The organism is Providencia sp. PROV114 (assembly GCF_032704305.1).
In the GTDB taxonomy this organism is placed as follows: Bacteria; Pseudomonadota; Gammaproteobacteria; order Enterobacterales; family Enterobacteriaceae; genus Providencia; species Providencia rettgeri.
Genome location: NZ_CP120528.1, coordinates 1,683,509 through 1,699,084, shown reverse-complemented (window position 1 = coordinate 1,699,084; position 15,576 = coordinate 1,683,509). Strand labels below are relative to the sequence as shown.

At 43.1% G+C, this 15,576-nt stretch carries 13 protein-coding genes; 1 reads left to right on the top strand and 12 read right to left on the bottom strand.

The genetic code is table 11. From position 1 onward, the window contains the following. Positions 1–24: 24 nt before the first annotated feature. Positions 25–1,239, bottom strand: coding sequence for a beta-ketoacyl-ACP synthase I (fabB, locus tag P3L37_RS07330; protein WP_109911533.1), 1,215 nt, complete (start codon positions 1,237–1,239; stop codon positions 25–27). A 201-nt stretch (positions 1,240–1,440) separates the two neighbouring features. Between fabB and mnmC the strand changes: the two genes are divergently transcribed. Further along, complete coding sequence (gene mnmC, locus P3L37_RS07325; RefSeq protein ID WP_238562701.1) at positions 1,441–3,480, top strand: bifunctional tRNA (5-methylaminomethyl-2-thiouridine)(34)-methyltransferase MnmD/FAD-dependent 5-carboxymethylaminomethyl-2-thiouridine(34) oxidoreductase MnmC; 2,040 nt, start codon at positions 1,441–1,443, stop codon at positions 3,478–3,480. A 4-nt stretch (positions 3,481–3,484) separates the two neighbouring features. On the opposite strand, the gene P3L37_RS07320 is transcribed toward mnmC, so the two are convergent. The 11 genes from P3L37_RS07320 to hutI form a co-directional block, all read right to left on the bottom strand. Then, positions 3,485–4,000 carry a GNAT family N-acetyltransferase gene (locus P3L37_RS07320; RefSeq protein WP_109911531.1) on the bottom strand — a complete coding sequence of 172 codons (516 nt, stop codon included), beginning with the start codon at positions 3,998–4,000 and terminating at the stop codon, positions 3,485–3,487. A gap of 72 nt (positions 4,001–4,072) precedes the next feature. Beyond that, positions 4,073–4,345 (bottom strand): YfcL family protein, encoded by a 273-nt coding sequence (locus P3L37_RS07315; protein WP_004257217.1) that lies wholly within the window; start codon positions 4,343–4,345, stop codon positions 4,073–4,075. A 26-nt stretch (positions 4,346–4,371) separates the two neighbouring features. Continuing rightward, a complete protein-coding gene (locus P3L37_RS07310) occupies positions 4,372–4,920 on the bottom strand; it encodes an elongation factor P hydroxylase (protein WP_109911530.1) in 549 nt (182 codons plus the stop codon). 17 nt (positions 4,921–4,937) lie between these two features. Continuing rightward, entirely contained in the window at positions 4,938–5,741 is an 804-nt protein-coding gene (locus tag P3L37_RS07305; protein WP_004912371.1) for a TSUP family transporter, read from the bottom strand. Between the two features lie 177 nt (positions 5,742–5,918). Next, positions 5,919–7,007, bottom strand: a complete 1,089-nt coding sequence (aroC, locus tag P3L37_RS07300) for a chorismate synthase (RefSeq protein ID WP_109911529.1) — start codon at positions 7,005–7,007, stop codon at positions 5,919–5,921. Positions 7,008–7,122: 115 nt separating this feature from the next. After that, positions 7,123–8,055, bottom strand: a complete 933-nt coding sequence (prmB, locus tag P3L37_RS07295; protein ID WP_004912375.1) for a 50S ribosomal protein L3 N(5)-glutamine methyltransferase — start codon at positions 8,053–8,055, stop codon at positions 7,123–7,125. Positions 8,056–8,268: 213 nt separating this feature from the next. After that, a complete protein-coding gene (locus tag P3L37_RS07290; protein WP_004912378.1) occupies positions 8,269–9,660 on the bottom strand; it encodes an amino acid permease in 1,392 nt (463 codons plus the stop codon). 89 nt (positions 9,661–9,749) lie between these two features. Continuing rightward, a complete protein-coding gene (gene hutH, locus P3L37_RS07285) occupies positions 9,750–11,282 on the bottom strand; it encodes a histidine ammonia-lyase (RefSeq protein WP_109911528.1) in 1,533 nt (510 codons plus the stop codon). A gap of 12 nt (positions 11,283–11,294) precedes the next feature. Beyond that, on the bottom strand, positions 11,295–12,974 hold the full coding sequence (hutU, locus tag P3L37_RS07280; RefSeq protein ID WP_109911527.1) for a urocanate hydratase: 1,680 nt from the start codon (positions 12,972–12,974) through the stop codon (positions 11,295–11,297). Positions 12,975–13,296: 322 nt separating this feature from the next. Beyond that, a complete protein-coding gene (hutC, locus tag P3L37_RS07275) occupies positions 13,297–14,034 on the bottom strand; it encodes a histidine utilization repressor (protein ID WP_042851623.1) in 738 nt (245 codons plus the stop codon). Positions 14,035–14,298: 264 nt separating this feature from the next. Beyond that, positions 14,299–15,537, bottom strand: a complete 1,239-nt coding sequence (gene hutI / locus P3L37_RS07270; RefSeq protein ID WP_109911526.1) for an imidazolonepropionase — start codon at positions 15,535–15,537, stop codon at positions 14,299–14,301. Positions 15,538–15,576: the final 39 nt, after the last annotated feature.

Here is a 15,576-nt window from a genome sequence, read left to right as displayed (position 1 = left end):
TTCAATTAGTTAATCTGATACAAATTATGCTTTGTATTTGCTCATCACTAATGTGGCGTTAGTTCCACCGAAACCGAAACTGTTAGACATGACTGTTTCCAGCGCTTGCTCCGTTGGTTTAGTCACGATATTCAGGCCCGCTGCTTTCTCATCTAGATTTTCGACGTTAATGCTTGGTGCAATAAAGCCGTGTTCTAACATCAGCAAGCTGTAAATTGCTTCGTGGACACCCGCAGCACCTAATGAGTGACCGCTCATCGCTTTCGTTGCAGAAATTGCAGGAGAGTTAGCACCAAACACTTCCTGGATAGCTTCTAACTCTTTGGTGTCACCCACTGGCGTTGATGTACCGTGTGTATTGATATAATCAATTTTATCGACACCTTGCATTGCCATTTGCATACAGCGCACAGCACCTTCTCCTGATGGCGCAACCATGTCTGCACCGTCAGATGTAGCACCATAGCCAACGATTTCAGCATAGATATGCGCACCACGTGCTAACGCATGCTCTAACTCTTCAACGACGACGATACCGCCACCACCTGCGATAACGAAACCATCACGGTCTTTATCGTAAGTTCTTGATGCTTTGTCTGGCGTTTCATTATACTTTGTGGACAATGCGCCCATCGCATCAAACTCACAGGTCATTTCCCAGCTCAGTTCTTCACCACCACCCGCAAAAACCACATCCTGTTTGCCTAATTGGATCAATTCAACGGCATGGCCGATGCAGTGCGCTGATGTTGAACAAGCAGAACTAATTGAGTAGTTTACGCCTTTGATTTTAAACGGTGTTGCTAAACAAGCAGAAATACCCGATGCCATTGCACGAGTCACCATATATGGGCCTACACCACGTAAACCTTTAGCACGCATACCGTCAGAACCCGCAACTTGATTACGTGGAGAACCACCACCGGAACCAACAACGATACCTGTACGTAAATTTGAAACTTGTTCTTCTGTTAAACCTGAATCCGCAACCGCTTGTTCCATTGATAAATAAGCATAGGCGGAGCAATCACTCATAAAACGGAAAATTTTACGGTCGATTAAGTCTTTCGGGTCTAAATTTTTGACATTACCCCAGACATGGCTACGTAGCCCTGCCTCTTTGAATTCTTCTGAGAAAGTGATCCCGGAACGACCTTCCTTCAAAGAAGCCAGTACTTCTTCCTGGTTATTACCAAGGCTGGAAACAATACCTAGACCAGTGATGACTGCACGCTTCATTCGTTACCTCATGACTATAATTATATGATTGCGGGATTACAGGTTGTCACTTTAGCTTACACTTGTACGCTGAACAAGTCCGATCAGGGTAAATATTTGTATTTTTTTCTTTGTGACGGGAATGAGTCTTTTTTATGACGGTAGCCTTACACCGATATCAGCGGTAAAATTTAGGAATTATATAAACAATGTAGGCTTATCGTGAAAAAGAACGCTGTACAAACCGCACGCCTAAGTTGGAATGACGAAGGCACTCCTATGTCTGAACAGTTTGCAGATATCTATTTTTCTAACCAAAATGGCTTAGAAGAAGCTCGCCATGTTTTTTTGCAAGGAAATCATTTTCCTGACCGCTTTGCGACGCACCCTCTTGCAACCTGTGTGATTGCCGAAACAGGGTTTGGTACGGGTTTGAATTTTTTAGCATTGTGGCAATCTTTTAAGCAGTTTAAAACCGAAAACCCAAACGCAACATTACAGCAATTACATTTCATCAGTTTCGAAAAATACCCTTTAACAAAAACAGATTTAATCGCTGCACATCGCTGCTGGCCTGAACTTGCTAGTTTATCGCAAATCCTTTGTGAAAGTTGGCCACAAGCCTTACCGGGTAATCAGCGGATCATTTTAGAAAATGGCCATATTATATTAGATTTGTGGTTTGGCGATGTTAATGAGCAAATATCTTTACTAAAAAGCAATTTAAACAATAAGATAGATGCTTGGTTTTTAGATGGTTTCGCACCCTCAAAAAATCCCGAAATGTGGAGTGAACAGCTGTTCACTAACATGGCAACATTAGCTCGCTTTAATGGGACTTTTGCGACATTTACCGTGGCAGGTACGGTCAAGAGAGGACTGCAACAAGCTGGTTTCACCCTTAAAAAAGTCAAAGGCTTTGGTAACAAGCGAGAAATGTTAACCGGAGTATTAGCTGAAAAAGAAATTAATATCCCAACCCCTTGGTTCGCAAGACGAAAAGCAGACAACCCAACGGATGTTGCTATCATTGGCGGTGGGCTCGCCAGTTTAACGGCAGCCTACGCACTTCATAAGCGCGGTGCTAAAGTCACCTTATACTGCCAAGATGCCCAAGTTGCACAAAATGCTTCAGGCAATCGCCAAGGGGCTATTTATCCCTTACTCACAGGCAATAACGATCCACTTGAGCGCTTTTTTGTCAGCGCTTTCCCTTTTGCTTCTCGCTTTTACCATCAATTGGCGAAACAGGGGATCGTATTTGAGGGGCAATGGTGCGGTGTCAGCCAATTAGCGTATAACGACAAAGTAGCTCGTAAAATAGCGGGAATGTTAGAAACTGAGTGGCCTGACGATTTTGCTATTGGTAAGAATCGTCTACAACTGAGTGATATTTGCGGTGTTGATGTCAACCATGATGGCATTCATTATGCGTCTGGAGGATGGCTTTGCCCTGCCCAATTTTGTGAGAGTTTGCAGCAATATTTGCAGCAGAAAGGCGTTACCTTCTGTTTTGAACATAATGTGGTGGAATTAAAACAAACTGAACAAGATTGGCAATTATTGATTGAAACAGCGCCGCAAAAAGAGCTAACACGTGTTCACTCAACTGTCATTATTGCCAATGGGCACAAACTGCGCCAATTTGCTCAAACCATCAATTTACCTATCTCACCTGTGCGTGGGCAAGTGAGCCACATTCCTACCAATCACACCCTACAACAACTGAAAAATGTTCTGTGCTTTGAAGGGTATTTAACCCCTGCCGATACCTCTGGTACACAACATTGCTTAGGCGCTAGCTACCAACGTGAGCGACTTGATTTAGATTATAGTGAGGAAGAGCAACAAGGAAACCGCCAAAAACTGATTGATAACCTACCTGATGTAACTTGGCCTAGGGATATCGACATCTCGCAACAACATTCACGCCAAGGTATTCGTTGTGTTATTCGCGACCACTTTCCCTTATTAGGCAATGTGCCTGATTTTGAACAACATCTGGCGCATTACCATGATTTACCCAGCAAAATTGCCAAAGAGCAGCCTATTGCACTAGCGCCTGTGCACCCAAATTTATTTATTTTTGGGGCATTAGGGTCAAGAGGGTTATCCACTGCCCCCCTTTGTGCGGAATTGCTGGCTGCTCAAATTTTTGGGCAAATACTCCCGCTCGACGATGAAACCCTTGCAGAATTGAACCCAAACCGTTTTTGGGTAAGGAAATTATTATTAGGTCGCCCTATTAAACTCCCTTATTAATACCTTATGTTAATGAGATAGCCATTGCACAACGGTCTTCAGCGGCAAACCCCGCCTCGACTTCAGACTGTAAAATAGCCTGTAACTCGGTGGTTAACTCATTAATTGCAAGAATTTTAAAACCTAAGCGTTGGTAATAAGGTGCATTCCAAGGCACATCACGGCAAGTGGTCAATGTCACTACCGTGATATTCCGTGCCAAAGCGGCATCAAGAACCTGCTTAATCAGCTTTTTACCCAAACCCTGCCCTTGCCATTGCTGGCAGACAGAAACCTCACAAATATGTAGGCTAGTATGATGATCTTCAGCATTGATAAAACCAATTGGTTCATCGCAATCATTCACCGCAACCCATTCTAATTGCTCGGAAATAAAATCGAGGTGGTCTTGCTCTGTTTGCCCATCACCTTCGGCAAGCCATTGATATTTTTCGATACTCGTGAATGTCTGCCCTGCAGAAATTTCCACGGCAGGAAGATGTTTGGCATCGAAGGGGGTTGCTAAACGAATATTCGCCATAATTTTTACTCACAACAAAATTTAGCTAACAAAAAAGCGGGTTTCCCCGCTTTCAATGTATAACATTACAAATTAAATTGCGTTATTTAATAAGTTTTTCCACATATCTAATACCAGTACTTGGTCTGGTGGTGTCAATTCTCCAGCTTTGATGGCATTTTGAATACTGACTTCGACACGTTGATATAATGCTTCAGAGCTGGTTTCGTTTTCTTCTTCCAGCTCAGCCACAGCAAGGGTTAAGTGACCACGCAAATAGCCGCCAGCGAAGAGTTCATCATCACTCGCGTGCTCAACCATATCATCAATCTTCGTTAGTATGCGTGTTTCTAAATCCGCAAGCATGCTTAATCCTTACTTAAATGTGTTCATTAGGCAAAAATATCTTCCGGATAAGGAAAAGCTTCTGCACAAAGAGGTGGCGTATTGTAAAACAATTGTAACGCATTAATAAAGCGTAATGGGCGTTCAGGGATACCATTTTCTAAATAAAGCATCACTTGCGCATGAACTTTGCGCATAAACGCAATGCGGTCAGGCTCAAAATCCCCTTCTAAGTTGTCACAACTGACATTAAATGGAATGCCAACAGCAACACAAAACAGCCAATCTAGCGCTTGAGGTTTAATCTCTACCACTTCAAACTCACACTGTGTTTTTTCATCTCGACCGTCTGGGCAATACCAATAGCCGTAATCGACTTGCTGGCGCCTTGCTTCCCCTGCGATACACCAATGTGAGATTTCATGCAGCGCACTGGTGAAAAAACCGTGTGCAAATACGATACGGTGATAAGGCACAGCCTCATCAGCAGGTAAATAAATGGGTTCATCATCCCCTTTTACCAACCTGGTGTTATATGTCACACCAAAACATTCATCAAAGATATTGATTAGATCCTGATAATTATGTGTACTCATGAATAATTTAAATCATCTTAAAATAATGAGAGAAACCAAGCTTTAATCACGTCACCATGGCTATCATGGAGTAACTTAATACTCATCAGTAACGAAATCACCACGATCATTGGCCTGATCAGTTTTTGTCCTTTGGTTAAGACCAAACGCGCACCTAAACGAGCGCCAACCATTTGACCGATTAGCATAACAAAACCTAAGGCCCAAAGAACATGACCCCCGATAATAAAGAATACTAAAGAGCCAAAATTAGAGGCAAAATTAAGTAACTTCGCGTGGGCGGTGGCTTTAGCAAGATTATAGCCGAGCAGCAGAACATAGCCTAACGCCAAAAATGAACCGGTTCCGGGGCCAAATGCACCATCATAAAAACCCAGTGTCATCCCAATTGCTACCCCGAAAAATGGCATGCTGATACGTTGTTGGCGGTCTTGCACACCGATTGATGGCGTTAATAAAAAGTATAAACCGACACAAATCACCAAGATAGGCAACAGTTGTTTTAAGAACGCGGTATCAATCATTTGAATGACAATCGCACCCAACATGGCACCAATCATGGTCATAATGAACGGAAACAATTGTTCTCGTAAATCTATGGCTTTGCGCCTGACAAAATAGAGTGTTGAAGAAAACGAACCGCCAACAGCTTGCAATTTATTGGTTGCTAACGCTTCAACTGGTGTGATTCCCACGGATAACAGAGCTGGGATCGTTAATAGCCCACCACCACCCGCGATGGAGTCAATAAACCCTGCAAATAGCGCAACAAAGAAGAGTAAAGCGTAAACTTCAGGAGCAACGGCTGTTAGCCAATCCATTTTACTATCCAAAGAGAAGAAATATCATGATGTTGATGTGAATATATCGCCAAACAGCTTTGGTAATATCACAACCTAGATGAGGTATTTTTAGGAGGCTTCATCCGAACCTTCATCATCAACAAAGCGACCTACTAGGCCGCTCCGTTGTCACTACATAAAACACAGTAAAACCGATTATTCAAACGGTTTCATTGCTGGCGTTACATCCGAGCACTGACCACGATGACGTAAATAGTGGTCCATTAGAACAATCGCCATCATTGCTTCTGCTATCGGCACTGCACGAATTCCCACACAAGGGTCATGACGCCCTTTGGTGATCATTTCAACTTCTTCGCCATCACGGTTGAGTGTTTTACCTGAAACGGTAATACTGGATGTCGGTTTTAACGCAATATGCGCAATAATAGGCTGGCTGCTGCTAATACCGCCTAAGATACCGCCTGCATGGTTTGATGTGAAACCATTACGGGTAATTTCATCACGGTTTTCACTGCCTTTGAGCGCAATAACACCGAAGCCATCACCAATTTCCACACCTTTCACCGCGTTAATACTCATCAACGCGTGAGCGAGATCGGCATCTAAACGGTCAAATACCGGCTCACCTAAGCCCGCAGGCACATGCTCTGCAATAACGGTAATTTTAGCGCCAATCGAATCACCTTCTTTCTTTAAACCGCGCAATAACTCATCAAGAGCCTCTAATTTGCTAGGATCTGGACAAAAGAATGGATTTTCTTCGACAATTGACCAGTCTTTAATTTCACATGCGACTGATCCCATTTGTGTTAAGCATCCATGAATTTGCACGCCAAGCTTTTCTTGTAAATACTTTTTCGCAATCGCACCTGCTGCAACACGCATTGCCGTTTCACGTGCTGATGAGCGACCACCACCACGATAATCACGCTGACCATACTTTTGTTCATATGTGTAATCTGCATGGCCGGGCCTAAACACGTCTTTGATTGCACCATAATCTTGCGAACGTTGGTCAGTGTTTTCAATGAGTAAGCCAATGCTAGTTCCGGTTGTCACACCATTAAAGACACCCGATAAAATCTTCACTTGATCAGGTTCACGGCGCGCAGTCGTATAACGTGATGTTCCCGGGCGACGACGGTCTAAATCTTTTTGTAAATCGGCTTCTGTCAATGCTAAACCTGGGGGAACCCCATCGACGATGCAACCTAATGCAATGCCATGTGACTCGCCAAATGTGGTCACACGAAACAGTTGCCCAATTGAATTTCCTGCCATCGGAGTTTCCTATTCTAAGCCATTCTTGTTTTATCAAGAATTTTGGTTGTTAATTATTATATCGTTGTGTCGTTATTATTGATTACATGATCTTAGAACATCACGCAACTGTTGATTAATCGATATAAAGCTCAAAATGTGCGTGATGCTCAACAAGTTGTTCACGAGTTAACATAAACACACCATCACCGCCGTATTCGAAGTCCAGCCAAATAAATGGAATTTCAGGATATTGTTCAATCAGATGAACCATGCTGTTACCCACTTCGCACACTAACACCCCTTCTTCCGTCAGAAAACGCGGTGCATTCGCTAAAATACGACGCACCAGTTTCAAACCATCACTTCCGGCAGCAAGTGCTAATTCAGGTTCGACACGAAACTCTTCTGGTAAATCGTCCATATCTTCCGCATCAACATACGGTGGATTTGTCACGATCAGGTCATATTTGACCTCTGGCATATCACGGAATAAGTCAGAGCGAATCGGTATCACCCGGTGATCTAAACCATGATTAGCAATATTTTGCTCAGCAACGCTTAGCACATCACTTGAAATATCAACCGCATCGACTTCTGCATCAGGGAATTCATAAGCACAAGCAATCGCAATACAACCACTTCCGGTACATAAATCAAGAATAGTTTGAGGTTCATCCGCCACTAAGCCAACAAAGTGATTATTGATTAATTCACCAATTGGCGAGCGAGGGATAAGCACTCGTTCATCAACATAAAATTCATGGCCACAGAACCATGAGCGATTAGTCAGATATGCAACCGGAATACGATCATTAATACGTCGCAAGACACGCTCAATAATGCGGTGGCGTTCTGTTGGCGTTAAGCGGGATGTTAATAGTTCATCGGGCAGGTCTAGAGGCAAGTAAAGTGTTGGTAACACCAATTGTAGCGCCTCATCCCATGGGTTATCTGTACCGTGACCATAGTACACATTGGCAGCATTAAAGCGGCTCATTGTCCAACGTAAAATATCTTGAATGGTATGAAGTTCTGCAACGGCTTCATCAACGAAAATCTTTTCCAAGAAGGGGTTCTCCAGCCTGTATTTTGAAAGGGAATATATGAATAGCTAAAGTTTGCCACGAAGTGAAAGACAAATCAGCAGATTAATGTAATAAAATTTGCTGAGGAAATCTGGTTATCGCGCTTATTGAAGCATATTTGGTCGTAAAAACGCCCTTTATTTTAGCTAAAGGGCGTGAAGAAAAATAACCAGTTCAGTAAAGAAGTCACGATACTAACTTTCGTTTTGCAGTACCACTTCCGCCTCTTTCGCTGGCTTTTTTACCCAAAGTGCATAGGCGATAGTCAGCAATACTAACCAAACAACGCCGACATATAATGCAATTCGTGTCGATTCAAAATATCCCAAAACACCAAAAACAAATACCATAAATGCGATGGCTAAAATAGGAGCAACAGGCCACATAGGTACAGGAAATTTTAATTGGCTAATTTCTTCTGGCGACATTTTTTTGCGCATTGCAAACTGCGACAGTAAGATCATCAACCATACCCAAATCGTTGCAAAAGTCGCAATTGACGCAATCACCACAAACACATCATCAGGGATGACATAGTTCAATACCACACCCACCAGCAATACCGCGACCATCACTAATACCGTCATCCAAGGCACACCATTTTTTGTCAGCTTAGTAAAGGCTTTCGGTGCTTGTCCTTCATGTGCCATGCCATACATCATACGCCCAGCACCAAAGATATCGCTGTTAATTGCCGAAATTGCCGCAGTGATCACCACAATATTTAAGATATTCGCTGCAGATTGAATACCTAAACTATCGAAAATTTGCACAAACGGGCTACCTTGCTGCCCAATTTGGTTCCATGGGTAAATGCACATCAAGACAAATAAAGTCAGGACATAAAACAGTAAGATACGAATTGGCACGGCATTAATCGCTCTTGGAATCGTGGTTTCAGGGTTTTTCGCTTCACTCGCTGTAATGCCAATAACTTCAATTCCCCCGAACGCAAACATCACCACGGCAAAGGACGCAATCACCCCACCAATACCATTTGGCATAAACCCATCGTGAATAAATAAGTTTGATACCCCAACCGCATGATCAGCCGCTTGGCCAAAACCAAACATCATAATAGCGGCACCACCAACAATCATCGCAATAATCGCGATAACTTTAATGATTGACAGCCAAAATTCCATTTCGCCGAAAGTTTTCACATGGCATAAGTTTATTGCACCAATAAAGAAAATAATGCTCAATACCCAGATCCACTGCGCAACCTCAGGAAACCACAGTTTCATATACACACCAAATGCTGTCACGTCCGCCAAGCAAACAATGAGCATTTCAAAAACATAAGTCCAACCCGCAAAAAAACCGGCTCTAGCCCCTAAATAATGGCTAGCGTACTGTGAGAACGATCCCGCAAGTGGCCGGTGGACGGCCATTTCACCCAGTGCTCTCATGACCATAAATACAGCGGCACCGCCGATAATATAAGCGAGTAATACCGCAGGCCCAGCGGTTTCTATTGCTTTAGCTGAACCATAAAATAAACCTGTACCAATCGCAGAACCTAAAGCCATAAATCGAATGTGACGCGCAGAAAGCCCTCGCGCAAGTTGTGATGTGCTTTGCATGATTTATCCTTCGTATTATTTTATTGTCGTGCAGATAAATACTTCAGGTGGCCAGTACATTGCCGACCACCTTTTATTTGCTTGATAAACTAGTTAGGGAAAACAGCGCCAGCCTTGAACAGCGCAGACAGTTTATATTGGTTAATTAAATTAATTGCCGCTTCAATATCAGGGGCAAAATAACGGTCTTTATCATAGTAAGCCACTTGGTCACGCAGTGTTTTACGTGCCTTCTCCAAGGTTTCACTCGACTTCAAACCTTCACGGAAATCCATTCCCTGACACGCTGAAAGCCATTCAATAGCTAAAATACCCGTGACATTTTTTGCCATTTCCCATAAACGACGACCCGCCGCAGGCGCCATCGATACGTGGTCTTCTTGGTTGGCTGATGTCGGCAGGCTATCAACACTCGAAGGGTGGGCTAATGCTTTGTTTTCACTCGCTAATGCAGCCGCAGTGACTTGAGCTATCATAAATCCTGAGTTAACCCCTCCGTTATTCACTAAGAAAGGTGGCAACTGTGACATATGGGTATCCATCAGTAATGCAATGCGACGTTCGGATAACGCACCGATTTCTGCTAATGCCAGCGCAATATTATCGGCTGCCATAGCAACAGGTTCTGCATGGAAGTTACCGCCTGAAATAATATCGCCATTATCGGTAAAGACTAACGGGTTATCCGACACAGCATTCGATTCAATTAATATCACTTCAGCAGCTTGGCGAATTTGGGTTAAACAAGCGCCCATCACTTGCGGCTGACAACGTAATGAATAGGGGTCTTGCACTTTCACACAGTTTTCATGGGACTTCGCCAATTCACTGGTCGGTGATAAAACATCACGGAACATCGCCGCAACATCAATTTGCCCTTTTTGTCCTCGAACCTCTTGAACTCGAGCATCGAAGGGTTTGCGAGAGCCCAGTGTGGCTTCAACACTCAGCGCACCACAAACAATGCCAGATAGCAGCAATTTTTCTGCCTCAAATAACCCTTTCAACGCGAAAGCCGTCGATGTTTGCGTGCCGTTTAATAAGGCTAAACCTTCTTTGGCTTCCAATTTTAGAGGTGCTAACCCCGCTTTTTCTAACGCTTTTTTCGCTGAAATCCATTTGCCTTCATAACGCGCCTTTCCTTCGCCTAACAGAATTAAACTCATATGAGCCAATGGTGCTAAGTCGCCAGAAGCCCCCACTGACCCCTTCGCAGGAATAAATGGATAAACTTGCGCATTCACTAATGCGATCAAGGCATTAATAACTTCAAGGCGGATCCCTGAAAAACCACGAGCTAAGCTATTAATTTTGAGTACCATGATTAAGCGCACGAGGTCATCATCTAACGGTTCACCCACACCAGCAGCGTGAGACATCACAATAGATCGTTGTAATGATTGCAAATCTTTAGTCGCAATACGCGTATTAGCAAGTAAACCAAAGCCGGTATTGATACCATAAGCGGTTCTATCTTCTTCAATAATTTTATTGACCGTCGCAACACTTTTCTCGATAGCACCGTGAGCGCGTTTATCTAATGCCACTGTTACCGATTGTTGGAAAACAATACGCAGGTCTTCGAGTGTCATTTTTCCTGGGTGAATAGTTAACTTAGTCATTAATGGCACTCCTTAACGTGTTTTAATCATCGGTAAATTAAGATTTTTTTCCTGCGCACATGCGATAGCTATGTCATAGCCTGCATCGGCATGGCGCATGACACCAGTTGCAGGGTCATTGTGCAGTACTCGGGCAATGCGCTCTGCTGCTTCATCCGTTCCATCACACACAATTACCACTCCAGAATGCTGAGAGAAGCCCATACCTACGCCACCACCGTGATGTAAAGATACCCACGTCGCCCCACTGGCTGTGTTTAATAACGCATTGAGTAATGGCCAGTCTGAAACTGCATCAGAACCATCTTTCATTGATTCCGTTTCACGATTTGGGCTGGCCACTGAACCTGAATCTAGGTGATCACGGCCGATAACAATCGGCGCTGAAACCTCACCGCTTCTTACCATCTCATTGAATGCCAAACCTAATTTAGCGCGATCCCCAAGGCCAACCCAGCAAATACGCGCTGGCAAACCTTGGAAACTAATACGTTCACGAGCCATATCCAACCAGCGATGCAAGTGCTTATCATCCGGCAGCAGCTCTTTCACTTTCGCATCTGTTTTATAGATATCTTCAGGATCTCCTGATAACGCAACCCAGCGGAATGGACCAACACCGCGACAAAATAGCGGGCGGATATAAGCAGGTACAAAACCGGGGAAATCAAACGCATTTTCTACGCCCATTTCCAGTGCCATTTGGCGGATATTGTTTCCATAATCAAAGGTGGGAATGCCTTGCTGTTTAAATGCCAGCATCGCTTTAACATGTTCAGCCATAGATTTTTTTGCAGCCAATGCAGTGGCTTGCGGGTCTTGAACACTGCGTTCACGGTACTCTTCCCAGCTCATACCAATGGGTAAGTAACCATTCAAAGGGTCATGAGCACTTGTCTGATCGGTCACCATATCCGGTTTCACCCCACGTTTGACAAGCTCAGGAAGAATTTCAGCGGCATTGGCGCATAGTGCAATAGAAATGGCTTTTCCTTCCGATGTGTATTTTTTCAGACGCGCTAACGCATCATCAAGGTCAGTCGCTTGTTCATCCACATAGTGAGTTCTTAAACGGAAATCGATACGGCTTTGTTGGCACTCAATGTTCAATGAGCAGGCACCCGCCAGTGTGGCAGCAAGAGGTTGGGCTCCCCCCATTCCACCAAGCCCTGCAGTTAAGACCCAACGCCCAGTTAAATCACCGTTAAAGTGCTGGCGAGCGGCTTCCACAAAGGTTTCATACGTTCCTTGAACAATGCCTTGGCTGCCGATATAGATCCAGCTACCTGCGGTCATTTGCCCATACATGGCAAGGCCTTTCGCATCCAATTCATTGAAATGCTCCCAGTTTGCCCAATGTGGTACCAGATTTGAATTGGCGATTAAAACACGTGGCGCATTTTCATGGGTTTTGAAAACACCGACAGGCTTACCTGACTGAACCAGTAGTGTTTCATCGCTCTCAAGCTGCTTCAGGGACTCGACAATTTGGTCATAGCATTGCCAATTACGTGCTGCACGCCCAATACCGCCATATACCACTAATTCATGAGGGTTTTCTGCAACATCCGGGTCAAGGTTATTCATTAACATGCGTAGTGGCGCTTCTGTCAGCCAACTTTTGGCATTTAATGTATTCCCTCTCGGTGCCCTAATTTCGATATTTCGATATTTATTATTCAATGCTGTCACTTGTATACCCTCTTTTATCTGTCCATTAGCTACCTTTCTTGTTCCTATAGATATAGTTGTATATACATGTACGATCAATTAATCTTTTAACATAAAGATTAAAAAAATATGATATAAAAATATTTTTAATCAAATAAAACAATGAAATAAATAAATCACCTGATATTTTGCTGTATTTTCTTTATTCTAAATCTGCATGCTAGATCACATTTGATTTACAATAAATTCACACAAAATAGGTAAAGAAGGCATGCACTCGAGATGATAAGCGGAAAATATGCTTTATATCGTTCCGCCCATACTTTGACGTGGTGAAAAAAACTTATGACGTGAAACTGCCTTTCAGCTTATATCGATGACCCGGGAACAATAATTTTGTACTTGTCACCGTAAAGGACTGAGACCAAGTACGTCTTGTAATTAACAAGCAAGATGCACCTGTATTAATTTGCAATAACCTCGCGGAACGTTCATCTGCCTCCACGGCCTCCACAATATGCTCCCCTTGTGTTAAAGGAGCAACTTGAGACAAATAATCATGTGGTGTAATCGATAAAAAATTTTGCTGTAAGTAATCCGGAGCCGCTAACGCATTGACATATCTGTCTTCAATTTGAACAGGAACATCATTCTCTAAATGGACAATAATCGAATGAAACACCATGGTATCTGGGCTGATATTTAACTCATTTGCGAGCGCAGGTGACGCTTGAATTTCTTCGAGCTTAATTATCCTACAGCTGTATTTGTGGTTTCTTGCCAGTATTTCCGCTTCAATACTGTGTATTTCAAATAGTGCAGATTGCCCTTTTGGCTCAGCCACAAAGGTTCCCACACCTTGCAAGCGAACCAATAACCCTTCAGCGGTTAATTCACGTAGTGCCCGGTTAGCCGTCATTCGACTACATTGAAACTGTGTCACGAGCTCAGACTCGGATGGAATACGGTCATTTGCTTGCCATTCTGCGGTGTGGATCTTTTCAATTATTGATTGTTTTACCTGCAAATATAGCGGGAGCGGTGCCCCTTGTTTATCCTTTTTATCGGCTGTCACAGTCATTTCCAATTTAATGATTAAAATCTTAAGTATTAATATGCTATTCGTTGAATAGCATACAACACGACCTTAGTGCTATCGGACATTTTTTATCCTGACAGTCGCGAATAAAAACATCATGCTTAATTATTAAGCATTAACATAATTAAACGATGCAATTTTAATAAAAACAAACAAAAAACAGCAAACTTTTAGGGTCAAAAGCGGCAAACAACCTCATTCACCGCTATTCATTATTGTTATAGTTAAAACTGCGACTCACCCATTTCACCCATTACGATGGGTAATTTTGCCTTCATGTACTCTGATGAACAGTGGGTTACTCCCTTGTTCATAAATCATTTCTACGGGCTCTTGCGCATTCCACACAACAAAATCTGCAATAAAGCCCGCTTTCAATTGTCCATGGCTATTTTCACGGCCTAACGCTTTAGCCGCGTTACGTGTCACCCCAGCCCATATCTCTTCAGGTGTCAGTTTAAATAATACGGCCGCCATATTCATAATAATACGCAATGAGGCAAAAGGACTGGTTCCTGGGTTAAAATCTGTTGAAACCGCCATAGGAACGTCATGTTCCCGTAACAGCTCAATTGGTGGTAGTTTGGTTTCCCGTAAAAAATAAAATGCCCCCGGTAATAAGACGGCTACGGTTCCGCTCGCTTTAAGTGCTTTAATCCCTTCTAGGTCCAAATATTCAATATGGTCAACCGACAAACCTTTGTAGCGGGCAACCAGTTCGCTCCCACCTAAGTTTGATAACTGCTCCACATGCCCTTTTACTGGGATCCCTAATTTCTGAGCCGCTGAAAATAACTTTTCACTTTGAGCGAGGGAAAACCCCACACTTTCACAGAAGACATCTACTGCCTCAAACAAGCCTTTTTCCCATAATTCAGGCATGATTTTTTGGGAAATCAAATCAATATATTCATCAGGTTTATCTTTATATTCAGCGGGGACGGTGTGAGCAGAAAGCAATGTTGAACTGACTGAAATAGGATATTGTGCAGATAACTGCTTTGCGACTAATAATTGTTTCTCTTCATTTTCATAGTCGAGCCCATAGCCTGATTTCATTTCAATACTTGTGACACCTTCTTGAATTAATGCTTCGAGCCTTGGCTTTGCCCGCTCAAATAATTCGTTCTCGCTCATTTTGCGGGTTTCACGTACAGTCGAATTAATTCCGCCACCTTGCGCACTAATAGTTTCATAAGAAACCCCATTCATTCGCTGTTCCCATTCAGAAGCTCGGTCACCGCCAAAAACTAAATGTGTATGGCAATCGATTAATCCAGGGGTTATTAATTTACCTTCAACATCAATAAGTTCGCAGTCATTCAATTCAATATTTTGAGTAGGAACAATTGCAACTATTTTATTATCACGAACAACTAAATCATGGTGATTAATCAGTCCATAAGGGGCTGATAGTACTGGGTCCATAGTGGCAATACGGCCATTACGCCAAACGACATCCCGAGAGTGTGTTTTGAATACCATCGTTTTTCCTATTGTTGTTGAATTCAGTTTTATTCATTG

Excerpts from the sequence above, each read along its gene's own strand:
- P3L37_RS07290 (WP_004912378.1), bottom strand. The coding sequence starts at position 9,660 with ATGCAAAGCACATCACAACTTGCGCGAGGGCTTTCTGCGCGTCACATT.
- aroC (WP_109911529.1), bottom strand. The coding sequence starts at position 7,007 with ATGGCAGGAAATTCAATTGGGCAACTGTTTCGTGTGACCACATTTGGC.
- hutI (WP_109911526.1), bottom strand. The coding sequence starts at position 15,537 with ATGGTATTCAAAACACACTCTCGGGATGTCGTTTGGCGTAATGGCCGT.
- P3L37_RS07315 (WP_004257217.1), bottom strand. The coding sequence starts at position 4,345 with ATGCTTGCGGATTTAGAAACACGCATACTAACGAAGATTGATGATATG.
- P3L37_RS07305 (WP_004912371.1), bottom strand. The coding sequence starts at position 5,741 with ATGGATTGGCTAACAGCCGTTGCTCCTGAAGTTTACGCTTTACTCTTC.
- hutC (WP_042851623.1), bottom strand. The coding sequence starts at position 14,034 with ATGACTGTGACAGCCGATAAAAAGGATAAACAAGGGGCACCGCTCCCG.
- P3L37_RS07310 (WP_109911530.1), bottom strand. The coding sequence starts at position 4,920 with ATGAGTACACATAATTATCAGGATCTAATCAATATCTTTGATGAATGT.
- hutH (WP_109911528.1), bottom strand. The coding sequence starts at position 11,282 with ATGACTAAGTTAACTATTCACCCAGGAAAAATGACACTCGAAGACCTG.
- P3L37_RS07320 (WP_109911531.1), bottom strand. The coding sequence starts at position 4,000 with ATGGCGAATATTCGTTTAGCAACCCCCTTCGATGCCAAACATCTTCCT.
- fabB (WP_109911533.1), bottom strand. The coding sequence starts at position 1,239 with ATGAAGCGTGCAGTCATCACTGGTCTAGGTATTGTTTCCAGCCTTGGT.